16 protein-coding genes, 3 tRNA genes and 3 rRNA genes are annotated in these 24,612 nt (G+C 33.7%); 17 read left to right on the top strand and 5 right to left on the bottom strand.

Annotated elements, in window-relative coordinates:
• Positions 1 to 10: 10 nt before the first annotated feature.
• A complete protein-coding gene (locus O0R46_RS00380; protein WP_269311646.1) occupies positions 11 to 703 on the bottom strand; it encodes a radical SAM protein in 693 nt (230 codons plus the stop codon).
• 208 nt (positions 704 to 911) lie between these two features.
• Here O0R46_RS00380 and O0R46_RS00385 point away from each other — a divergent pair, with 208 nt between their 5' ends.
• Genes O0R46_RS00385 through O0R46_RS00410 form a run of 6 tightly spaced genes read left to right on the top strand, consistent with a single transcriptional unit; the run spans position 912 to position 6,672 of the window.
• Positions 912 to 1,877: a LacI family DNA-binding transcriptional regulator gene (locus O0R46_RS00385; RefSeq protein WP_269311647.1), complete on the top strand. Its 966-nt coding sequence runs from the start codon at positions 912 to 914 to the stop codon at positions 1,875 to 1,877.
• Positions 1,878 to 1,932: 55 nt separating this feature from the next.
• Positions 1,933 to 2,835, top strand: a complete 903-nt coding sequence (gene rbsK, locus O0R46_RS00390; protein ID WP_269311648.1) for a ribokinase — start codon at positions 1,933 to 1,935, stop codon at positions 2,833 to 2,835.
• A gap of 13 nt (positions 2,836 to 2,848) precedes the next feature.
• Entirely contained in the window at positions 2,849 to 3,247 is a 399-nt protein-coding gene (gene rbsD / locus O0R46_RS00395; protein WP_269311649.1) for a D-ribose pyranase, read from the top strand.
• A 12-nt stretch (positions 3,248 to 3,259) separates the two neighbouring features.
• Positions 3,260 to 4,741, top strand: coding sequence for a sugar ABC transporter ATP-binding protein (locus O0R46_RS00400; protein WP_269311650.1), 1,482 nt, complete (start codon positions 3,260 to 3,262; stop codon positions 4,739 to 4,741).
• Position 4,742: 1 nt separating this feature from the next.
• Entirely contained in the window at positions 4,743 to 5,690 is a 948-nt protein-coding gene (locus O0R46_RS00405; RefSeq protein WP_331275598.1) for an ABC transporter permease, read from the top strand.
• 22 nt (positions 5,691 to 5,712) lie between these two features.
• Positions 5,713 to 6,672: a D-ribose ABC transporter substrate-binding protein gene (locus tag O0R46_RS00410; RefSeq protein ID WP_269311651.1), complete on the top strand. Its 960-nt coding sequence runs from the start codon at positions 5,713 to 5,715 to the stop codon at positions 6,670 to 6,672.
• A gap of 93 nt (positions 6,673 to 6,765) precedes the next feature.
• On the opposite strand, the gene pepT is transcribed toward O0R46_RS00410, so the two are convergent.
• Positions 6,766 to 7,998, bottom strand: a complete 1,233-nt coding sequence (pepT, locus tag O0R46_RS00415; RefSeq protein WP_269311652.1) for a peptidase T — start codon at positions 7,996 to 7,998, stop codon at positions 6,766 to 6,768.
• A gap of 130 nt (positions 7,999 to 8,128) precedes the next feature.
• Between pepT and O0R46_RS00420 the strand changes: the two genes are divergently transcribed.
• The 3 genes from O0R46_RS00420 (at position 8,129) to O0R46_RS00430 (ending at position 9,656) form a co-directional block, all read left to right on the top strand.
• Positions 8,129 to 8,202: transfer RNA gene (locus O0R46_RS00420), tRNA-Arg, on the top strand.
• 23 nt (positions 8,203 to 8,225) lie between these two features.
• Positions 8,226 to 8,627: a hypothetical protein gene (locus O0R46_RS00425; RefSeq protein ID WP_269311653.1), complete on the top strand. Its 402-nt coding sequence runs from the start codon at positions 8,226 to 8,228 to the stop codon at positions 8,625 to 8,627.
• A gap of 891 nt (positions 8,628 to 9,518) precedes the next feature.
• Entirely contained in the window at positions 9,519 to 9,656 is a 138-nt protein-coding gene (locus O0R46_RS00430; RefSeq protein ID WP_269311654.1) for a hypothetical protein, read from the top strand.
• 159 nt (positions 9,657 to 9,815) lie between these two features.
• Here O0R46_RS00430 and O0R46_RS00435 read toward each other — a convergent pair whose 3' ends face one another.
• Entirely contained in the window at positions 9,816 to 10,103 is a 288-nt protein-coding gene (locus O0R46_RS00435; RefSeq protein WP_269311655.1) for a YciI family protein, read from the bottom strand.
• A 281-nt stretch (positions 10,104 to 10,384) separates the two neighbouring features.
• Here O0R46_RS00435 and O0R46_RS00440 point away from each other — a divergent pair.
• The 6 genes from O0R46_RS00440 (at position 10,385) to rrf (ending at position 16,000) form a co-directional block, all read left to right on the top strand.
• A tRNA-Arg gene (locus O0R46_RS00440) sits at positions 10,385 to 10,458 on the top strand.
• Positions 10,459 to 10,516: 58 nt separating this feature from the next.
• On the top strand, positions 10,517 to 10,777 hold the full coding sequence (locus O0R46_RS00445) for a heavy-metal-associated domain-containing protein (RefSeq protein ID WP_269311656.1): 261 nt from the start codon (positions 10,517 to 10,519) through the stop codon (positions 10,775 to 10,777).
• A gap of 342 nt (positions 10,778 to 11,119) precedes the next feature.
• Positions 11,120 to 12,634: ribosomal RNA gene (locus O0R46_RS00450) — 16S ribosomal RNA — on the top strand.
• Between the two features lie 70 nt (positions 12,635 to 12,704).
• Positions 12,705 to 12,780: transfer RNA gene (locus O0R46_RS00455), tRNA-Ala, on the top strand.
• Between the two features lie 145 nt (positions 12,781 to 12,925).
• Positions 12,926 to 15,824, top strand: a 23S ribosomal RNA gene (locus tag O0R46_RS00460).
• 59 nt (positions 15,825 to 15,883) lie between these two features.
• Positions 15,884 to 16,000, top strand: a 5S ribosomal RNA gene (gene rrf, locus O0R46_RS00465).
• The 16S, 23S and 5S rRNA genes sit together here with 1 tRNA gene alongside, the layout of an rRNA operon.
• Before the next feature lie 111 nt (positions 16,001 to 16,111).
• Here the strand turns inward: rrf and O0R46_RS00470 are convergent.
• Positions 16,112 to 16,882, bottom strand: coding sequence for a CAMP factor family pore-forming toxin (locus O0R46_RS00470; RefSeq protein WP_269311657.1), 771 nt, complete (start codon positions 16,880 to 16,882; stop codon positions 16,112 to 16,114).
• Positions 16,883 to 17,399: 517 nt separating this feature from the next.
• Between O0R46_RS00470 and O0R46_RS00475 the strand changes: the two genes are divergently transcribed.
• Entirely contained in the window at positions 17,400 to 20,855 is a 3,456-nt protein-coding gene (locus tag O0R46_RS00475) for a pyruvate carboxylase (protein WP_269311658.1), read from the top strand.
• A gap of 85 nt (positions 20,856 to 20,940) precedes the next feature.
• On the opposite strand, the gene O0R46_RS00480 is transcribed toward O0R46_RS00475, so the two are convergent.
• On the bottom strand, positions 20,941 to 22,863 hold the full coding sequence (locus O0R46_RS00480) for an elongation factor G (RefSeq protein ID WP_269311659.1): 1,923 nt from the start codon (positions 22,861 to 22,863) through the stop codon (positions 20,941 to 20,943).
• Between the two features lie 377 nt (positions 22,864 to 23,240).
• Between O0R46_RS00480 and O0R46_RS00485 the strand changes: the two genes are divergently transcribed.
• On the top strand, positions 23,241 to 24,554 hold the full coding sequence (locus O0R46_RS00485; protein WP_269311660.1) for an APC family permease: 1,314 nt from the start codon (positions 23,241 to 23,243) through the stop codon (positions 24,552 to 24,554).
• The last annotated feature ends 58 nt before the right edge of the window (positions 24,555 to 24,612 follow it).

Genomic DNA, 24,612 nt, shown 5'->3' on the forward strand with positions numbered 1-24,612 from the left:
TATTCCTCCTTTAATTTCCAACTCCAAAGTCTGTATTATTCCACAAGATTTCAATATTAGGCATATTTTCTAGATGTGAATAATTGTCTTTAAAGTATTTTACGAGTTTCTCATCCCTTTTTACAGGAGTTGTATTTTCAACAAATATATTAATGCAAGCTTTTTTAAAATATTTTTGGGCTATTTCCATATCCCTATCGATCATTTTTTCGTTTTGTCCTTCAATTCCAACCAACAAACAAATATTATCGAAAAATTGTGCTACCTCTTGAGGAGTTTCGAAAATAATATTTTTGTTTAGGTATGAATTCCTAAATTCATGGTCAAAACTTTCAATGCCGCATTTAAATTCTATATTTATTCCTTGGAAAAAATCTCTTATTTCACCAAGTTTATACCTATAGTTATAGTAGGCTTCAAAGTATAGGGTAGTAATACCTTTTTCTATACATTTTTCCCTTATATCTATAAGGCTTTGTTTCGGAAGTTCAAATACAGAGGCAGAATTTATGACCTCTAGGCTATTAAATCTTCCATCAATTTTTTTTATGATTTCTTTGTTTGTTGAAATCATTTCTTCTTCGTTTACTGAATTGTCATTTATATAATCACAAAAAAAACAGCGTCCCCATTTACACGGATGAGAACGCAGTAAAATAATCTCTCTTGGATTTTTGTCGACAATTACACTGTATCGATTCATTTAACCACATCCTTGTTTTTTAAGTAGGTGACAAGAAAACTCTAAATAGGATTATACAGATAAAAAAAGTTATTGTCAATGATTAAGTATTTAAATAATAAGTAAGGGAAAACGTTATAAAAAATAAAAGTTTTTGGCGGGATCAGTATTGACCTAAAACAATAAATATTATATAATGGTGGAAACGGTTACATTATAGGGGGGCTTTATGGCTACAATAAAGGATGTCGCAAAATTAGCAGGAGTATCTGTTGCTACTGTATCTAGATATATAAACAGCAATGGTTATGTAAGTATAGAATCTAAGGAAAAAATAGCAAAGTCTATAAAAGAATTAAATTATACACCTAATGAGGTTGCAAGATCGCTTTATAAAAAAACTTCTAAAATGGTTGCACTAATAATACCACAGATAGATAATCCATATTTTACGGATTTAGCCAAGGGAGTAGAAGATATACTAAAAAAAGAGGGATATCATCTAATAATCAGTCATTTATCTGAAAAAGATCAGGTTGAAAAATATGTTGAATCTTTTGCTATGAATAATATAGCGGGAATAATTTCCGCCATAGAATCAGAAAAATTTAGTGACATTTCATGCCCAGTAGTGGGGGTAGACCGTTCAAGAGATGTATTTGAATATGCTGTATATTTTGATGATTTGGAAGGTGGAAAAATAAGTGCTAATGCGCTTAAAAACACAAATGCAAGAAATGTGTTAATAAATGCTGGACCAAAGAATATAGACGTTGCAAAATATAGACTTCAAGGCATGATAGAAGTTTTAGAGTCTAATAATATAAGCTATGATATATATTATTCTGATACATATGATTTTGAGTCAACTCAGGGTTTAGTGGATTATTTAGAAGGTAATATATATAAATATGATACTATTATAGCCTGTAATGATATTAGTTCTTTAACACTTGCTATATATTTACAAAGTAGAGGAATAAAGATACCTGAAGATATACAGATTATAGGTTATGATAACACTGTATTTTCGAAGTTTTTTATACCTAAACTAGCAAGTATAAATCATGATGGTAAGGAATTGGGTTTATTGGCTGCAAAGATGTTAATAAAACTAATAAAAAAAGAAAATGTTGAAGTAAAAAAGATTGAGCTAAGACCATATTTAGTGGAAAATAATTCGCTAAGAAAATAAAATATCAAGTAAATATATTTAAATAATAAAAAGATAATATTTGTAGGAGGTGCTTATGAAAAAAGTATTAGTATTAGGAAGTATATCTACAGATTTTGTTTCTATTACAGATACTAGGCCGAATGTGGGTGAAACTGTAGAAGGAAGAGATTTCTTTACTACTTTCGGTGGAAAAGGAGCTAATCAAGCGGTTGCAGCAGCTAGACTAGAAGCTGATGTTACTATGTTGGGAAATGTTGGAGATGATTCATTTGCAGATTCTCTAATAAAAAACCTAAAAGATAATAATATAGAAACAAGTTATGTGGAACCGGTGACACATATTTCATCTGGAGCGGCTTTAATCACTATATGTGACAATGACAACTCTATTGTATATGTTCCTGGAGCAAATGGTAAGGTAAATGCAAATTATGTATCAAGATATGAAGAAATCATAAAAAAATTTGATATAGTAGTTTGCCAAAATGAAGTGCCAGAAGATGCTATAGAAAAATTGATAGAAATTGCTCATAATAACAATATTCCATCAGTAATGAATCCAGCACCTTATAGAAAATTAAAAGATGATTTAATAGAAAAGATAACCTATTTAATACCTAATGAAAGTGAGTGTAAATTATTATATCCTAATTTAAGCATTGAAGAGGCTATAGAAAAGAATCCAAATAAGCTAATAGTGACAATGGGTTCTGATGGAGTATTATTTAATGACGGTAAAGAAAATATAAAAATAAGTTCATATAAAGTCCAAGCATTGGATACCACTGGAGCGGGTGATACTTTTATAGGAAGTTTTGCAACAGCCATATCAAATGGTATGGACTTGAATCAGGCTATAGATTTTGCCAACCTTTCTGCATCTCATTCAGTAACTAAAATGGGAGCTCAAGGAGGAATGCCTGAACTAAAAGAATTGAAAAAAGATGAGAACTTCAATAGTCATTGGACTATATAGAGGAGGAAAAGAATTGAAGAAAAATGGAATTTTAAACAGTGATATATCTAAAGTTCTATCTGATATGGGTCATACAGATAAAATATGTATTTGCGATTGTGGTTTGCCAATAGCAAGGGATATAGAAAAAATAGATTTAGCACTTGAACTGGGCGTTCCTAGTTTTCAGGATGTACTAAAAGTTGTAAGTGAAGATATGAAAGTTGAAAAAATAATATTGGCTAAAGAAATAAAAGACAATAATAAAAATCAATTAAATCTAATTTTAGATAGATTTGATAAGCAAGTGGAAATTGAGTTTGTGAGTCATGAAGATTTTAAAAAGATTTCAAACTCTACAAAGGCTGTGATTAGAACAGGAGAAGCAACTCCCTATTCAAATATAATACTACAGTCAGGTGTCATTTTTTAAGGAGGGCCTAATATGAACATTAGAATGGAGAATATTTGGAAGGCTTTCGGTGGTAACTCTGTATTAGAAGGAGTAAATATAGACATAAAATCAGCCAGAGTTCATGCTTTAATGGGAGAAAATGGAGCTGGTAAGTCTACACTTATGAATATACTTACAGGTTTACACAAGAAAGACCAAGGAAGAATATTTGTCGATGGTAAGGAAGTAGAGTTTGGAAATATAAAAGAGTCTGAAAAGGCTGGTATATATTTTGTACATCAGGAAATAAATGATTTTCCAGACATGACAGTACTGCAAAACATATTTGTTGGTGATGAAATAACAAATATGTTTGGATTTTTAGACAATGTAAAGATGAAAGAAAAAATAAGACCAGTATTTGAAAGCTTAGGAGTGAAAATTGATTTAGATAAGAAAATAAATGAACTTTCAGTAGGTCAAAGACAGCTTATAGAAATAGCTAAAATTCTTATGAAAGATGCCAAGTTTATTATAATGGATGAGCCAAGTGCATCATTAATGACAGAGGATATAGAAAGGCTTTTTAGAATAATAAAGGATCTTAGAAAAAGAGGTGTAACTATAGTATATATATCCCATAGAATGGAGGAGATATTCCAAATATGTGATGATGTAACAGTTATGAGAGATGGTATATCTGTAGATACAAAAGAAGTAAAAGATACAACTAATCATGAGATAGTAAAGAAAATGGTTGGTAGAGAATTAAATGACTTTTATCCAGAAAAAACAAGTCCTATAAAAAATATAATTTTTGAAGTAAAAAATATATCTAGAAAAGAAAAGTTCCAAAATGTAAGTTTCCAAGTTAGAGAAGGAGAAATATTAGGTTTTTCAGGTCTATTGGGTTCAGGAAGAACTGAAATAATGAGATCAATTTTTGGCATGGATAAGATAGATGAAGGTCAAATTATTCTAGAAGGTAAGGAAATAAAGATAAATGGACCTTCTGATGCCATTAAAAATGGTATAGGTTTTATCAGCGAAGATAGAAAAGATGAAGGTTTAATACTTGAACATTCTATTAGAGACAATACCATACTTCCTGTGATTGATCAATTTGCGAAAAATCATATAATAAATGACAAAGAAGTAAATAATCTAGTAGCTATGTTAAAGGATAGATTAAAGATTAAGGCAAGTTCGATGGATGATGAAGTATCATCTTTATCAGGTGGAAACCAGCAAAAAGTTGTATTAGCAAAATGGATAACTATTAGTCCAAAAGTACTGATACTTGATGAACCAACTAGAGGAGTAGATGTAGGAGCTAAGAGAGAAATATATACTTTAATAAATGAATTAGCATCAAAAGGTGTAGCTGTAATAGTTATATCTAGTGATCTTCCAGAAATAATGGGAATTAGTGATAGGATAATGGTTGTACATGAAGGTACTATAACTGGAGAGCTGACTAGACAAGAAGCTGATCAGGAAAAAATAATGACTTATGCTACAGGAGGTAAATAAGATGACAAAGGCAAAGAGTAATAAAAATAGAGATTTAAGCATATTAGGTCCTTTAGCGGCACTTGTAATAATGATGGTATTGGTTACTATATTAAATCCAAGTTTTATAAGACCTAGTAACTTAATGAACTTGCTTAGACAGGTTTCAATTAATGCATTAATAGCATTTGGTATGGCATTTGTAATATTAACAGGTGGAATAGATTTGAGCGTTGGTTCAATTTTGGCACTAACATCGGCAATTTTTGCAGGATTATTGGGAACGGGTGTTCCACCTTTTCTAGCAGTAATAATAGCATTGGCTTGTGGTGCTGTATTTGGTATGTTAAATGGTTTACTCATTACAAAAGGCAAAATGGCTCCATTTATAGCAACGTTAGCAACAATGACAATATTTAGAGGATTAACTCTTGTATATACAGGAGGTAATCCGATGACAAACTTTAGTGATGCTTTTTCATATAAGTTTATAGGGCGTGGATATGTGTTAGGTATTCCTTGGCCAGTAATTTTAATGATAATTGCATTTGTAATAGCTTTTATAATATTAAATAAGACTCCGTTCGGTAGAAAAACTTATGCAATTGGTGGAAATGAAAAAGCTTCAATAATATCAGGTATAAAAACTAATATAGTAAAGATAAAGGTCTATGCTATATCAGGTTTCTTAGCAGCTTCTGCTGGTTTAATATTAACATCAAGACTCAATTCAGCTCAGCCTACTGCGGGTACAGCTTATGAAATGGATGCAATAGCAGCCGTTGTACTTGGTGGAATTAGTATGTCTGGTGGTAAGGGTAGCATAGCTGGTGTATTGGTAGGTGCACTTATACTAGGAACTTTAAACAATGGTCTAAATATGTTGGGAGTATCAAGTTTTTATCAGCAAATAGTAAAAGGTATAGTAATATTAATTGCCGTATTAATAGATAGAAAGAGAAATAAGTAATTTTTTATAGGAGGCATATAAAATGAAAAAAAGAATATCTTTATTTTTAGCAGCTGCGCTTGTGTCTATGACAGCTCTAACAGGATGTGAAAGTAATAGATTTGTTTACTTAGAAGGAGAAAAACCTGGGGATAATACAACTAGTGTAGAGAAAAAAGATCCAAAAGATTTAAAAATAGGTTTATCACTATCAACTTTAAACAATCCATTCTTCGTTTCAGTAAAGGATGGGGCTGAAAAATTAGCTAAAGAAAAAGGATCAAAGATTATTATTTCTGATGCAAGAGATGATGCGGCTACACAGGCAAATAATATGTCAGACTTGATTCAGCAAGATGTAGATGTGATATTGGTAAATCCAGTGGACTCAAAAGCTATAGCTACTTCAGTACAGGCTGCAAACGAAGCTGGAATACCAGTAATAGCGCTTGATAGAAATTCTGAGGGTGGAAAATTACTTACACTTGTCGCATCTGATAATGTTAAGGGCGGAGAAATGGCTGCTCAATTTATGATAGATAAAGTTGGCAAGGGCTCTAATGTAGCTCAACTAGAAGGTATAGCGGGTGCATCTGCTACAAATGAAAGAGGTAAGGGATTTTTAAATCTTGCAAAAAAAGATCTTAAATTAGTGAAATCTCAAACAGCTGATTTTGATAGAGCAAAAGGTCTTACAGTTATGGAAAATATACTTCAATCTAACCCAGATATAAAGGGTGTATTTTGTCAGAATGATGAAATGGCATTGGGTGCTATAGAAGCTATATCAAATGCTGGTAAGTTAAAAGACATAACTATAGTAGGCTTTGATGGAACTGAAGGTGGAATGAAGGCTGTTCAAGAAGGAAAATTAAATGCTACAGTAGCACAGCAGCCAGATCAAATAGGGAAATTGGGTGTTCAGGCAGCCTTTGATTACTTCGCAGGCAAGAAGATACCAGAAAAAATAGCCTCTCCTCTAGTTTTAGAGCAAAAAAAGTAATTTATACAAAATATATAACTATATAAAAATTTATAAATAAAAAGCAGACGATTTGACATAACTCATCAAATTTGCCTGCTTTTTATTTATATATTACTTTATTTTATTTTCTGCATATTTTTCAGCAATTCTAACTATCAACTTAGATGCTGCTTCTAGTGCTTCTATTGCTATAAATTCATTTCTACCATGGAAGTATACTCCACCGGCGAATAAGTTAGGGCAAGGTAATCCCATAAAGGATAATTTAGATCCATCTGTACCACCTCTAATAGGTATTACATTAGGTTCTATACCTATATCTTTCATAGCATCAACCGCTATATCAACCATAAACATGTTTTGCTCTACGACCTCTCTCATGTTATAGTATTGATCTTTTATTTCAACACTTACTCTACCATTATATTTTTTAGAAACTTCTTCTATACTCTTTTGGAAGAATAATTTTCTTTCTTCAAATTTTTCTCTGTTGTGATCTCTGATTATATATTTTAATACAGTTTGTTCTGTATTACCATTTATGTCAGTAAGATGATAGAATCCTTCATAGCCTTCAGTTGATTCTGGTCTTTCAGCTATTGGAAGGGCAGACATTACATCAGCTGCTATATATTGAGAATTTATCATTTTATCTTTGGCGGATCCTGGATGAACATTTCTACCCTGAATAGTTACAGTTCCTGCTGCGGCATTGAAAGTTTCATATTCTAATTCACCCATTTCACCGCCATCCATTGTATAAGCATATTTAGCACCAAATTTCTTTACGTCAAATAAATCAGCACCTCTACCTATTTCTTCATCAGGAGTGAATCCTACCATTATGTCACCATGCTTTATTTCAGGATGTTTAGCTAGATACTCTACAGCTGTTATTATCTCAGCTATACCAGCTTTGTCATCAGCACCTAATAAAGTATTTCCATCTGTAACAATTAGTGATTGACCTTTAAATCTAGCTAGTTCAGGATAATCTTTTATTTTAGTTACTATATCTTTCTCAGCATTTAGCACTATATCTTCACCATTATAATTTTCTATTATTCTAGGTTTAACATTAGCACCAGTCATGTCTGGTGCTGTGTCCATATGTGAAATAAAACCTATAGCACCAATTCCCTCTACATTTGCAGGCAACTTAGCCATTAAATAGCAGTTGTCATCTAAACTAATATCTTCCAAGCCAATTTCTTCTAGTTCTTTTACTAATATTTTAGCTAGGTCAAACTGTTTCTGTGTAGATGGAGTTAGATCAGAGTTAGGATCTGAACAAGTATCTATTGAAACATAGTTTAAAAATCTTGATAGTACTTTTTCTCTCATAGTATCCTCCAAAATATATTTTAGTATTTAATTATATAGTAGCAATTGACAGAAACGATGTCAATAATCAATAGTAATAGGCAAAGTCATTTCACAAAAATCAAATTTTAAGGTATAATATCAGTATTGGGCGCCTATAGCTCAATTGGATAGAGCTGCAGACTTCGGATCTGTGAGTTGTGGGTTCGAGTCCTACTAGGCGCACTATATATTATTAGAGGTGGAATATGTTTGTAGTATTTAGGGATGAATTGGTCGATAGTGATGAAATAAGAAAAACAATAGAACAGGATACTTTATTTAAGGTTGAGACAGATTTAACAAAGGCCAGTAAAAGGGAAGATGTAATGGCTTTTAAGCTGTCTATAGAAACTAAAAAAATAGATGACAAAAAGAGGTTAAACTGGGAAGATGATGAATCAGTTGATTATTTCTTTGAAAAAGCAGAGTCATTAACAAGTGATTTTTTAACTATGTTTCCAAGATATACTGTGCAAGCTTCAAGAGCATATAAATGGGATGAGCTAGATGACACAGTAAAACTAGTGGTGGTAATTGCAAATATAGATATTAAATTAAAAAAACTGAAATTAGATATACTACCTAGAATGCTAAAACAAGTAGATTAGTTAGAGAATCAACGTTGATAATGAATAGATATATAATTCATAAAAAACCCATATTTTTAGGAAAAGAACAATTAAAAATCAAATAAAAAAAGAGTATAAAAAGGTTGAAATTAAATGAGAAATCATATTCATTTTCAATCTTTTTTTTATTTGATTCCTATCTAATGTCTATCTAACTTATAAAATACTTTTACCTAATGTTTATCTATTTTTTATCTAATTATAAGGTGATTTTTATCTAATGTTTGTCTTTTAGTGTGACACTTGCAATTTAAGCTTCAATAGTTACAAATAAAGGACATTAGAAAATGTTTTTCTGAAATAAAGAAAAAAATATTTTTATTTTTTAATCACATTTTATTTAATATTTTTAAAATAAAACAATAAAAATGTTATAAAATAAACAAAAAAGTTATGAAAATTTAATATAATAAAAATAAGGAGTATATGCAATTTAAGTTTCAAATACTTAACATTCAAAGGTGTTGACCTTTTATTTAAAGGTGTTATACTATAATTACAAAGATAAATAAAAACAAATTCAAAGGAGGTGTTTAAAATGACAAGACAATTCAATGAAATGACTAAAGAAAAAGAAGAAAGAATGAAGAATAACTTACTTTATAGAATAGTAATGAGTTTTGACTAAATATAAGGGGCATATTGTTATTCAGGTAAAAAAGTAAAGGTTCAAAAAGCAGAAGATCGAAGCTAAAAATGAACAATCAAAGTAAAGGTAAAAATTTGCAGGTATTTAAGTAAAGCAGGAGGAATAATTATGAATAAGGATTTTAACCAATTAGAAAAAGAAAGAGAAGAAAGAATAAAAAATAACTTGTTATATAGGATGATAATGCTATTTGATTAATAAATAGAAAGGAATTGATTTAAATGACTAAGGAATTAGTGATAGATGAAAAAAACATGAAGAATATAGAAGATTCAAGAGAATTCAACGCATATAACAGAGAAAGAGAAGAACGTCTAAAAGAGAATCTCTTAAATAGGATGGTGATGTTGTTTGATTAATCCCGCCAGTAAAATACAAAAATTTGATAGCGAGAAAATAAATATAGATGAAATAATATAAAAGGCTTATACAGACAGATTGTCTATGAGTCTTTTTTATTGTATTAAATAATAGAGTAAGGATTCAAATTTTATTAAAAAATTTATGGGATATTTTAGTTAATCAAGGATGTCTTTAAATAACGAAATATATTTTGTAGGCATAAATTCAGTAATCATGTAATCAGCAATTCCTTCTTTTAAGAAAGGATCATCTTTAATGGCTTCCTTTACGTCAACAAGGCTATCGAAATTGCATAATATTATACCGCCAGTCCTTGGATTTTTTCTACCAGAACAAATGAAGTTACCGCTATTGTAGTATTTTTCCAGATAAGTATTGTGCTCAGATAAATATTTTTCTACTATGTCGATAGATTTTTTATAAGTTAAATTTAATATAAACATATTAATTCCTTTCTTTAATACAAATAATTATTTCTAAAAGAATTAAAATAATTGAATCCCTTACAATATATATATAATTATATTATATAAATTATATCATGTCTATGTTTAAGATATTTTCAACAAGTCAATTTGCTATTTGTTTGTGATAGAATAAATAAGTTAATAGATAATTATATACTTGTGAATACGTGATGATATAAAAATGTATTTCTAATAATAGTTGTAATAAAGTAGATATTTACGATAGCTTGTGGTAGAATAGAGATAGTTCTGAACATGTCTTTGTAGCTCAGCAGGATAGAGCGTTCGCCTCCTAAGCGAAAGGTCGCTGGTTCGATTCCAGTCAGGGACACTAATCCCAGTATTTAATACTGGGATTTATATTTTAAGAATACTATGGAGGAGTTTATATGAAGAAGATTAGTATAGAAGTAGATGGTATGCAGTGCTCTATGTGTGAAAAACATGTAAATGAAGCAATAAAAGAAAAATTTTTTGTAAAAGATGTAAAGTCATCAAATACAGAAAAACTCACTACAATTATAACAGATAAAGATCTTCCAGTTGAAAAGCTTAAGAATACTATAGAAGAAGCTGGTTATTCAGTAGGATCTATAAAAGAGGAAATATATGAAAAAAAGGGTATTTTAGGTTTTTTGAAAAAAATTTAAAAAAAAATTTAAAAAAGTATTGACCAGAATTTTAATTGGTGGTATAGTATTACTTGTCCTTGAGAGAGAACAAATAAATAAAAATATCTCAAGGAAAAATAAAAACAAAAATAAATAAAAAAGTGTTGACTTTTAGATTTATTCTTGATATAATATAAAAGTCGTCACGAACGACTGAAAATGAACTTTGAAAATTGAACAGCAGGTTAATTCAATAAGCTTTAAATAGCAAATTGATTAATCGTTTAAACTTGATAAGACAATAGTTTTTCAAGATTTAAACCACAAACAAACCAAGCCAGATATTTTAGAGATAACAATAGTCTGAGCACAGAACAAATTTTTTATGAGAGTTTGATCCTGGCTCAGGATGAACGCTGGCGGCGTGCCTAACACATGCAAGTCGAGCGCGACTTATTGATGCTTGCATCTTTAAGTTGAGCGGCGGACGGGTGAGTAACGCGTGGGTAACCTGCCCTATACACATGGATAACATACTGAAAAGTTTACTAATACATGATAATGTACATTTATGGCATCGTAGATGTATCAAAGTGTTAGCGGTATAGGATGGACCCGCGTCTGATTAGCTAGTTGGTGAGATAACAGCCCACCAAGGCAACGATCAGTAGCCGACCTGAGAGGGTGATCGGCCACATTGGAACTGAGACACGGTCCAAACTCCTACGGGAGGCAGCAGTGGGGAATATTGCACAATGGGCGAAAGCCTGATGCAGCAACGCCGCGTGAACGATGAAGGTCTTCGGATCGTAAAGTTCTGTTGCAGGGGAAGATAATGACGGTACCCTGTGAGGAAGCCCCGGCTAACTACGTGCCAGCAGCCGCGGTAATACGTAGGGGGCTAGCGTTATCCGGATTTACTGGGCGTAAAGGGTGCGTAGGTGGTCTTTCAAGTCAGTGGTTAAAGCCTACGGCTCAACCGTAGTCAGCCTCTGAAACTGGAAGACTTGAGTGCAGGAGAGGAAAGTGGAATTCCCAGTGTAGCGGTGAAATGCGTAGATATTGGGAGGAACACCAGTAGCGAAGGCGGCTTTCTGGACTGCAACTGACACTGAGGCACGAAAGCGTGGGTAGCAAACAGGATTAGATACCCTGGTAGTCCACGCCGTAAACGATGAGTACTAGGTGTCGGGGGTTACCCCCCTCGGTGCCGCAGCTAACGCATTAAGTACTCCGCCTGGGGAGTACGCACGCAAGTGTGAAACTCAAAGGAATTGACGGGGACCCGCACAAGTAGCGGAGCATGTGGTTTAATTCGAAGCAACGCGAAGAACCTTACCTAAGCTTGACATCCTTTAGACCGGTGTTTAATCACACCTTCCCTTCGGGGCTAAAGTGACAGGTGGTGCATGGTTGTCGTCAGCTCGTGTCGTGAGATGTTGGGTTAAGTCCCGCAACGAGCGCAACCCTTGTCTTTAGTTGCCAGCATTTAGTTGGGCACTCTAGAGAGACTGCCAGGGATAACCTGGAGGAAGGTGGGGATGACGTCAAATCATCATGCCCCTTATGCTTAGGGCTACACACGTGCTACAATGGGTGGTACAGAGGGTTGCCAAACCGTGAGGTGGAGCTAATCCCTTAAAGCCATTCTCAGTTCGGATTGTAGGCTGAAACTCGCCTACATGAAGCTGGAGTTACTAGTAATCGCAGATCAGAATGCTGCGGTGAATGCGTTCCCGGGTCTTGTACACACCGCCCGTCACACCATGGGAGTCGGAAACACCCGAAGCCGATTATCCAACCGTAAGGAGGAAATCGTCGAAGGTGGAGTCGATAACTGGGGTGAAGTCGTAACAAGGTAGCCGTATCGGAAGGTGCGGCTGGATCACCTCCTTTCTAAGGAGAATTACCTGCTGTTCAATTTTGAAGGTTCATTTTGAATCTTTAAAATTTAAAAAAATGTTATGGGGGTGTAGCTCAGTTGGGAGAGCACTTGCCTTGCAAGCAAGGGGTCAGGAGTTCGACTCTCCTCATCTCCACCATTTGTACCTTGAAAACTGAATATATTGTGATATACAATGACATCTAATAAAATGATAGTAATCTATCCAAGAGAAAACTTGTAAAAACACCAATTATTCTTAACAAGACGTAAGTCTTAAATTTAGAAAAATCTCAATAATAACTGGTCAAGTTATTAAGGGTGTAGGGCGGATGCCTTGGCACTAGGAGCCGATGAAAGACGTGATAAGCTGCGATAAGCTTTGGGGAGTGGCACATACACTTTGATCCAAAGATTTCTGAATGAGGAAACTCACTTGAAGTAATGTTCAAGTATCCCTAGATGAATACATAGTCTATGGAGGGGAACTCAGGGAACTGAAACATCTAAGTACCTGAAGGAAGAGAAAGAAATTCGATTCCGTAAGTAGCGGCGAGCGAACGCGGAAGAGCCCAAACCAAGTTAGTTTACTAATTTGGGGTTGCGGACATGTCACAAAGGAGAGGTATTGTGAGTAGAACAGTTCTGGAAAGTTCGACCACAGAGGGTAATAGTCCCGTAAACAAAGCAAGAAGACTCCGACATGATCCAGAGTACCACGAGACACGTGAAACCTTGTGGGAAGCAGGTGGGACCATCCACCAAGGCTAAATACTACCTAGTGACCGATAGTGAATAGTACCGTGAGGGAAAGGTGAAAAGAACCCCGGGAGGGGAGTGAAATAGAACCTGAAACCCTACACTTACAATCTGTGGGAGCGCATTATTCGCGTGACCGCGTACTTTTTGTAGAACGGGCCAACGAGTTACGTTATGTGGCAAGGTTAAGCACTTCAGGTGTGTAGCCGTAGCGAAAGCGAGTCTTAACTGGGCGAATTAGTTACATGACGTAGACCCGAAACCGGGCGACCTACCCATGAGCAGGATGAAACGAAAGTAAAATTTCGCGGAGGTCCGAACCCACGTACGTTGAAAAGTGCGGGGATGACTTGTGGGTAGCGGTGAAATTCCAATCGAGCTCGGAGATAGCTGGTTCTCCTCGAAATAGCTTTAGGGCTAGCCTTGAATGTAGAGATGTGGAGGTAGAGCACTGAATGTCCTAGGGGGTATTGCACTTACCGAAGACTATCAAACTCCGAATGCCATAATCTTTTATTCAGGAGTCAGACTGTGGGTGATAAGGTTCATAGTCGAAAGGGAAAGAGCCCAGACCGTCAGCTAAGGTCCCAAAATGTATGTTAAGTGGTAAAGGATGTGGGATTGCATAGACAACCAGGATGTTGGCTTAGAAGCAGCCATTCATTTAAAGAGTGCGTAATAGCTCACTGGTCGAGTGATCCTGCGCCGAAGATTTCCGGGGCTAAAACATACTACCGAAGCTACGGCATCAAATATGATGGGTAGAGGAGCTTCCCATGCAGGATGAAGCAGTACCGTAAGGAGCTGTGGACAGTATGGGAGAGAGAATGTTGGCATGAGTAGCGAGATGAGGGTGAGAATCCCTCAGGCCGTAAACCCAAGGTTTCCAGGGGAAGGTTCGTCCTCCCTGGGTTAGTCGGGACCTAAGCTCAGGCCGAAAGGCGTAGGCGATGGATAACAGGTTGATATTCCTGTACTACCGATAATCGTTTGAGAGATGGGATGACACAGTAGGATAAGCTGAGCACACTGTTGGTTATGTGTGTCTAAGTATTGAGGCAGATCAAATAGGCAAATCCGTTTGATTAATGCTAGGATACGAATGGGAGCGAAACTAAGTAGCGAAGCAGCTGATTTCACACTGTCGAGAAAAGTCTCTATCGAGATTAAAGGTACCCGTACCGCAAACCGACACAGGTGGGTGAGGAGAGTATCCTAAGGCCAGCGAGAGAACTGTTGTTAAGGAACTCGGCAAAATGACCCCGTAACTTAGGGATAAGGGGTGCCCCAGAAATGGGGCCGCAGAGAATTGGCCCAAGCGACTGTTTACCAAAAACATAGGTTTCTGCTAAGTCGCAAGACGATGTATAGGAGCTGACGCCTGCCCGGTGCTGGAAGGTTAAGGGGATCTGTTAGAGCAATCGAAGCAGTGATCTTAAGCCCCAGTAAACGGCGGCCGTAACTATAACGGTCCTAAGGTAGCGAAATTCCTTGTCGGGTAAGTTCCGACCCGCACGAAAGGCGTAACGATTTGGGCACTGTCTCAACAACAGACTCGGTGAAATTGTAATCCCGGTGAAGATGCCGGGTACCTGCGACAGGACGGAAAGACCCCATGGAGCTTTACTGTAGCTTGACATTGGGTTTCGATACTACATGTACAGGATAGGTGGGAGACTATGAAATCAGGGCGTCAGTTTTGATGGAGTCAGCCTTGGGATACCACCCTTGTAGTATTGGGACTCTAACCATAGGCCATGAATCTGGTCTTGGGACACTGTCTGGTGGGCAGTTTGACTGGGGCGGTCGCCTCCCAAAAGGTAACGGAGGCGCTCAAAGGTTCCCTCAGTACGGTCGGAAATCGTACGAAGAGTGTAAAGGCAAAAGGGAGCTTGATTGCAAGACATACAGGTCGAGCAAGGTAGAAATACGGACTTAGTGATCCGGTGGTTCTGAATGGAAGGGCCATCGCTCAACGGATAAAAGCTACCCTGGGGATAACAGGCTTATCTCCCCCAAGAGTCCACATCGACGGGGAGGTTTGGCACCTCGATGTCGGCTCATCACATCCTGGGGCTGTAGTTGGTCCCAAGGGTTGGGCTGTTCGCCCATTAAAGTGGTACGCGAGCTGGGTTCAGAACGTCGTGAGACAGTTCGGTCCCTATCCGTCGCAGGCGTAGGAAATTTGAGAAGATCTGTCCTTAGTACGAGAGGACCGGGATGGACATACCTCTGGTGTACCAGTTGTTCTGCCAAGGGCATAGCTGGGTAGCTATGTATGGAAAGGATAAGCGCTGAAAGCATCTAAGCGCGAAGCCAACTTCAAGATAAGATTTCCCACCGCAAGGTTAAGATCCCAGGAAGACTACCTGGTTGATAGGTCAGAGGTGTAAGTGCAGCAATGTATGTAGCTTACTGATACTAATAGATCGAGGACTTGACCAAAAAAGATGACATAATACATAATATATTCAGTTTTGAAGGTACAAACTTTCAATTAAATATGTGGTTATTACAGCAAAGAGGATACACCTGTTCCCATACCGAACACAGAAGTTAAGCTCTTTAGCGCTGAAGGTACTTGGTGGGAAGCTGCCTGGGAGAATAGGACGTAGCCACGTTAAAAAGACTCTAGATTTTATCTAGAGTCTTTTATATTTAATATTTTATTGTATATAGCTTAAGAACGCTATAAAGGTGCTTAAGCTATATTATAAAATTTATTTTTAATACTATTTAGCATTAAGTGCAATATTTAAAGCTTTCTGTAAATTATCAACTGCATTATCTACATCTTTTACCTTTGTTTTAGGGTTTAATTGAATACCAACAGATTTAGTTATTTCTTTATTTAAATTATTATAAGTAGTATATGATTTCTTTCCTAATATTTGCTTATCTCTTACAAATCTAGTGTTCCATATAGCTTTTCTTAATTTGGCTTTGGCATATATTGTAGCCTTATCTTCAGGTCCTATTTCAGGATAAGATAATAATTTATTCATTAATGCATCTAACTTATCTATTTCTTTTTGTATATTATCTACACTTTCAAAAGGATTTGCAATTTTAACTGTTGCTCTAGCAATTTCAAATCCTATTTCGCTATGTGCTTTTTCTACTTTAGTAGAAAGTTCATCTGATGCAAATTTAATTGCTTCTATAGATTTCAATAATAATTCAACTCTAGGTCCTATGCTATTTAAATCATATATAGTTTCAGGATTGGCTCTGTCTCCATTTGAAGAGTAGTTCTGTATATCTGTTTCTAACTCATCAGAAGACTTTTCAAGCTTATTTAACATAGATTCATACTTTGTACCCTCTACTGTAGGTTTAAGTTCATCAAGTTCATTTTGACTTTTTTCAACAATATTTTCTTGAGTCGAGATAGAATTTTCCTTTAACTCCTCGGCATACACACTTTGGCTAATTAATGGTGCAGAAGTTTGCAAAATCATAGTGAGAGCCAGTACTTTAACTAATTTTTTTTTAAGTTTCATATATAACCTCCAAGTAATATAATTATTTTTAGTTAAAAACAATAGTTATATTTCTAACTAATTTACTTTTATTATATATAATATTAATAAGTGATGTCAATGCAAATTAATTGATTTAGAAAACAATATATTAAAAAAAAGTTTAAGTAAATGTATATATATTGAAGAGAAATTATAACAAATAGTAAAAATTAATAAGTAAAATATAATATATAGAAATAAACTAGTACATATAATTAGATAACCGATAGAAAATAATATGCATCATCAAATAAATTTTTACTTTCAAAAAATTGAAATTTTTTAGTCCTTAAGTTTCATAAAATATTGTCCAATAAATATTTTATTTTCAGAAAACTTTATAAAAATTTAGAATGCTCAAAAAATAATGTTATTAACTTAAATAAAAAAGCATAATTCATTAATTTATTAGAAATTTGAAAAAACGTATTTAAAATAAAGTGAGATTGATATATAATAGATATATTGAATTAAAAAATAAAGTGGAGGTTAAAATATGCTTAAAAAGTTTAATAAGGTCTTAGTAGCCAATAGAGGCGAAATTGCCATAAGAATTTTTAGAGCCTGTGCTGAATTACAAATTAGAAGTGTAGGTATCTATAGCGAAGAAGATAAATATGGTCTATTTAGAACAAAAGCAGATGAATCTTACCTTATTGGTGAGGGAAAAGGTCCAGTTGACGCTTATCTAGATATAGATGGAATAATTTCATTAGCGAAAAGAAAAAAAGTTGATGCAATACATCCAGGATATGGTTTCTTATCTGAAAATGCTGAATTCGCTCGTAGATGTGAAGAAAATGGAATCACATTTATAGGTCCAGATTCTAGTATAATGAAAAGACTTGGTGATAAGATAAATTCTAAGTTAGTGGCCCACGAAGCTAATGTGCCTACAATACCAGGTGTTGAAAAAGCCTTAAAATCACTTAAAGAAGCAAAAAAAATAGCCTCTGAAATAGGTTATCCAATTATGTTAAAGGCTTCTAATGGCGGTGGTGGAAGAGGTATGAGAATAGTACGCCGTGAAGAGGATTTAGAAATAGAGTTTGAAAATGCAAGAAGTGAATCTAGAAAAGCATTTGGTGAAGATTTAGTATTTATTGAAAAATATATTGAAGATCCAAAGCATATAGAGGTTCAGATTCTTGGAGATAAATATGGAAATATAGTACATTTATATGAAAGAGATTGCTCTGTGCAGAGAAGACATCAGAAAATCATTGAATTTGCACCAGCTTTTTCATTAGACGAGAAAATTAGAGAAAAAATATGTGAAGATGCTGTTAAGATAGCAAAACATGTAAGATACTCAAATGCAGGTACTTTAGAATTCCTTGTAGATAAACATGGAAATCACTATTTTATTGAAATGAACACTAGAGTTCAGGTTGAACATACTGTAACAGAGCTTGTAACTGGTATAGATATTGTTCAGAGTCAGATTAGGATTGCACAAGGTTACAAATTAAGCGATCCTGAGATAGATATTAAATCACAGGATGATGTAGAAGTAAGGGGATATTCAATTCAGTGTAGAATTACAACTGAAGATCCAAAGAAAAATTTCATGCCTGATACAGGAAAGATACAAGTTTATAGATCAGGTTCAGGTGCCGGTATACGTCTAGATGGTGGTAATGGATTTACAGGGGCTACAATCAGTCCATACTATGATTCTCTACTTGTGAAGACTATATCTCATGATAGAACTTTCCAAGGAGCCATCAATAAGATGGTAAGATCTATAAAGGAAATGAGAGTTAGAGGAGTTAAGACAAATGTAGGCTTCTTAGTAAACGTGTTACTGGATCCAAAGTTTATAAATGGGGAATGTTCAACAAACTTTATAGATGAAAATCCTCAACTATTTGATATTAAAGAAAGCAAAGATAGAGGTACTAAGTTACTTAAGTTTATAGGTAATGTAGTAGTTAATGATAATAAATGCGGTGAAAGAAGAGAATTTGATTCTCTATATGAACCAAGAATCAGACAAGTCAAAAATATTGAAGGTAGTAGAGAGAAACTTCTAAGGTTAGGAAAAGAAGAATATATTAAAGAAATTAAAAATGAAAAGAAATTACTTTTCACTGACACTACTATGAGAGATGCTCATCAATCTTTAATAGCTACTAGACTTAGAACACATGATTTAATGGCTGTTGCTGAAGCTACAGAACATTATCAAAAAGATTTATTCTCTCTTGAAATGTGGGGTGGGGCAACATTTGATGTTGCTTATAGATTCTTAAAAGAATCACCATGGAACAGACTTCACAAATTAAGAGAGGCTATACCGAGTATAAATTTCCAGATGTTACTTAGAGCATCTAATGGTGTGGGATACAAGAACTATCCAGATAACGTAATACGTGAATTTATAAAAGAAAGTGCTAATTCAGGTATAGATGTATTTAGAATATTTGACTCACTAAACTGGGTTGAAAATATGAAACAATCTATTTATGTTGCCAACGAAACTGGAAAAATAGTTGAATCAGCTATGTGTTATACAGGAGATGTGCTAGATCCAGATAAGACTAAATATACATTGGATTATTATGTAAATATGGCAAGAGAATTAGAAGCAGCAGGTTCAGATATTATAGGTATCAAGGATATGGCAGGTTTACTTAAGCCATATGCAGCCTATGAATTAATCACTGCCTTAAAGCAAAATGTAAGTGTACCAATTCACCTACATACTCATGATACAAGTGGTAATGGTGTATCAACGTTATTAATGGCCTCTCAAGCAGGAGTAGATATAGTGGATGCAGCTTTAGAATCAATGGCAGGAATTACGTCTCAACCATCTCTAAACTCAACAATAGAAGCTCTTAAATTTACTGATAGGGATCCACAGATAGATATGTTTGGATATAATGAACTTGGTAAATATTATAGAGATTTAAGAAAAGTTTATTATAAATTTGAAAGTGATCTTACAAATTCAAATGCTGAAATATATGATTTTGAGATACCAGGCGGACAGTATACTAATTTAAAACCTCAGGCAGATTCATTAGGTTTAGTAAATAGATTTGAAGAAGTAAAGGAAAACTATAAAGTTGCAAATAGAGTAGTAGGAGATATAATCAAGGTTACTCCATCATCAAAGGTTGTTGGTGACTTAGCTATATTTATGACAAAGAATGGTTTAACTGAAGAAAATATTATTGAAGAAGGTAAGAATTTATCTTTCCCAGATTCACTAGTAGATTTTTGTAAGGGAATGATTGGCCAACCAGAGGGTGGAGTACCAAAGGCCCTACAGGAAGTAGTACTAAAGGGAGAACCAGCAATTACAGCTAGACCAGGTTCATTGCTAGCAGATGAAGATTTTGATGCTATTGAAAAACACATAAAAGAAGATTTACAAGTAAAAGAACCAACTAAGAGACAGATATTAAGTTATGCACTTTATCCAAAGGTATTTGATGATTATATTAACCATGTTAGAGATTTTAATGATGTAAGTGAACTAGAATCAGATGTATTTTTCTATGGTTTAAATATAGGTCAAGAATGTGAAGTTGAAATAGAAGAAGGTAAAAATCTTACTATAAAATTAGTAGATATCGGAGAACCTAAAGAAGATGCTACAAGAAATCTTACATTTGAATTAAATGGTATGTTAAGAGAAGTAGAAGTCAAAGACATGAACTATTCTGGTAAGGTTGTAAATGTAGAAAAAGCAGATATGAATGATCCACATCAAGTAGGTGCAAGTATTCCAGGTAAAGTTGTCAAGATACTAGTGAAAAAAGGCGATAAGGTAGTGGAAAATCAGCCTTTAATAGTAATTGAAGCTATGAAAATGGAAACAAATATAGTTGCAAAAACATCAGGTACAATTTCTGAAATAAAGGTAAATGTAGATGATATGGTAATAGATAAGCAACTATTAATGCAGTTTGAGGAAAATGATGATGAGGAAGAAGAATAAAAACTCATAAAATTCAATAATAAAAAGAAAATAACGCTGATAATCAGCGTTATTTTTCTTTGATAAATATAAATAATTGAATATACTATTTTTTATTTGCTATAATCTTTTCTGCTACATTTGCAGGAACTTCACTGTAACTATCAAATTCCATTTCAAAAAATCCTCTACCTTGAGTCATTGATTTTAGATCTATTAAATATTTAAAAGTTTCTCCTTGTGGTGCTAGAGCCTCTAATACTTGCTTTGACTTGCCATCTGATTCCATACCCAAAATTTTTCCTCTTCTTTTGTTCATATCACCCATTACATCACCTAAATATTCTTCTGGTATGGTAATTTTTAGCTTCATAATAGGTTCTAGTAGAATTGGCTTAGCCTCTTCCATACCCTTTTTAAAAGCTATTGATGAGGCCATCTTAAATGCCATTTCTGATGAATCTACATCATGATAAGATCCATCATATAATATTGCCTTTATATTTGTAACTGGATAACCAGCTAAGACACCTTTTTCCATAGAATCTAATAAGCCTTTTTCTACTGCAGGAAGATATGATTTTGGTACTGATCCACCAAAAAGTTCTTCTGTAAATTCAAAATCTTTATCACTTCTTGAAAATTTAATTTTTACATGACCATATTGACCATGACCACCTGATTGTTTTTTGTGTTTTCCTTCTACATCAGATGAACCTTTGATAGTCTCTCTATAAGGAACCTTTATATCAGATATATCTATATTCAAGCCAAATTTATCTTTCATTTTATTTATAGCCGTATTTATGTGTAAATCTCCTTGGCCTCCTAAAAGGGCTTGGTGTGTTTCTTTATTTCTATAATAGTCTAAAGTAGGATCTTCATCTACTAGTTTATTTACTACATTAGACATTTTATCATCATCATTTTTATTTTGTGGACTAATAGCATAGTAAATCTGTGGTTTAGGAAATTCTAATTCTATGTCAGAAATTTCATTTTTATCAGTTGATATACAATCACCAGTTGCTAACTTTTGATATTTTGTAAGAACTATGATATCTCCAGCAAATGCCTTATCTAATTCTATTAACTCACTACCGCGCATCGTATATATATTTGATATTTTCTCTTTAGTTTGATCCTTTAAATAATATACTTCTTGGTCTTTTTTTATTGTTCCTTGTGTTATTTTTAGATAAGAAATTTTACCTACAAATGGATCTATAAAAGTCTTAAAAACAGTTGCTTTAAAAGGATTTCTTTCATCTGAGTACTTTGGATCTATGTAATTTGAAAGTGAGTTTAATATTTCATTTGTACCTACATTGTTGATTGTTGATCCAGATATAACTGGTATAATATCTCCTCTTTTTACACCTGTAACTATACCGTGTTTAATTTCATCAGTAGTTAATTCTTGACCTTCAAAATATTTTTCTAAATACTCATCATCGGTTTCTGCTACAAGTTCCATAAGTGCATCATATGCTTTTTTTGCTTGTTCCACAAATTCTCCCTCTAAACCTTCGTAATCCTCAAATAGATTATGAAGCTTGATGAATTTTCCGTCTTTAAATTCTGGTGAAATCATTGGAACAATTTTATTTTCAAATTTGTCATTAAGCATTTCTATCACATCTTTATATCTAGCTTTTTCATTATCGATTTTATTTATAAACATGATTTTAGGTATACCCTGACTCAACTCCAATGCTTTCTCTGTTCCTACTTGAAGAGGATCTGTAGCATCTATTACTATAATAGCTGCATCACTAGCTGCAAGAGCAGATATCATATCACCGGAAAAATCTGTATAGCCTGGAGTATCCAAAAAATTGAATTTTATTTCTTGATATTCTATGGGCATAAGGCTCATATTATAAGTTGATTGTACATTAGAACTTAATTTAGGAATTTTATTGATATTTGCGGCATGGGCTATGGTTTCTAACAAATTAGTTTTACCACAGCCACTATGTCCTAAGACTGCTATATTCCTTATACTTTGACTATTATATATTTTCATAAGAGCACCACCTTTAAGTATATTTTTATGTGCATGCAATCAACACATCAATATTTATAATATTCTATATTGATGCCTAAAAACCCTTTATTAAAAAGCAAATTTTCTAAATATTTTTTTTATTGCACAAATACATATAAAGCTTTATTTAAATAAGACTTATATTCATGAAGCAAACTTAAATTAGGATATATTTAATAAACTATAGATTTTATTATACATATTAAAATAAAGTTTATAAAAGTTTTTAAAAGGTACTAGTTTTGAAAATTAAAAAATAAACATACTTTACTTTAATTTAATGGTTGTAATGAAGTAAATGCTGTGTTAGAATAGTTTTACTAATAAATAATTTAGAATTAGAAAAGAGGTAGCCTATGGAAAGTAACAAGTTAGAAAAAAATCTTGGATTAACCGCAGCTCTTTCTACCTTAATAGGAGGCGTAATAGGTTCGGGTGTATTTTTTAAACCTCAAGCTATTTATACTGCAACAGGTGGAGCTCCAGGTTTGGGTATGTTAGGATGGGTTCTTGCAGCTATAATTACAATTTGTGCTGGACTCACAATAGCAGAGTTAGCATCAGTAATTCCTAAAACGGGTGGAATGATGATGTATATCAAAGAAATTTATGGGGATAAGGTAGGTTTTGTATCTGGATGGGTTCAATCAGTCCTATTTTTTCCTGGTATGATTGCAGCATTAGGAGTTGTATTTGCAGATCAGTTCGTAGTTTTATCAGGTATATCGTATCTGAAGTTACCAGTTGCTATTTTTACTATTTTAATTTTGGTATTTTTAAATTCATTAGGAAGCAAATCTGGATCTCTGATACAAAATATATCTACAATCTGTAAAGTATTGGTATTAGTAGCATTTATAATAGTTGGTTTTGCCTTAGGAAAAGGAAATAATCCAATTACTAGTCCGATGATTGCAGAAGGAGTCAATCCAGTTTCATCTATTGGTAAAATATTGATGGCAATTTTCTTTGCATTTGATGGATGGATAAATGTGACAGCGCTTGCAGGTGAGATGAAAAATCCAGGTAGAGATTTACCAAAAGCTATTTTGGGAGGTATCTCTATAGTAGCTGCAATATATTTGTTGATTAATGTTTCATTCTTATGGGTTTTACCTGCTAGTGAGCTTGCTAATAGCGTGTCTCCTGGTAGTGCTGTAGCTCTAAAGATATTGGGACCAGTTGGCGCGAATATAATTGGTGTAGGTATAATGATTTCAGTATTTGGTGCAACTAATGCATATATATTTACTGGATCTAGAGTTTTATTTGCACTAGGCCAGGATAAACATACGCCTAAGAGTGAAATGATTTCAAAAATTAATAAGAGTGGAGCACCTGGAAATTCATTAATTATATTAGGAGTTATTTCATCATTATATGCTTTGTCAGGACAATTCAATATGTTGACTGATTTTGCAGTATTCTCAATATGGATATTTATAGTATTATCGTTTATAGGTGTAATAATACTTAGAAAGAGAAAACCAGATATTGAAAGAGCATATAAAGTACCACTTTATCCTATAGTTCCTATATTAGCTATAGCGAGTGGACTATTTGTATTAATAAACCAATTATTTACAAGTACTTTACTAGCAGTTGGTGGTATAGTAATAATGTTGCTAGGACTTCCAATATACATGTTAATGGATAAAAAAATTAAATAGATTCAAAAAGAGATGGATATTTTATTTAAGGTCCGTCTCTTTTTAATTTGTATATTAT

This window comes from Peptostreptococcus equinus, assembly GCF_027125355.1.
Classification (GTDB): Bacteria; Bacillota; Clostridia; order Peptostreptococcales; family Peptostreptococcaceae; genus Peptostreptococcus; species Peptostreptococcus equinus.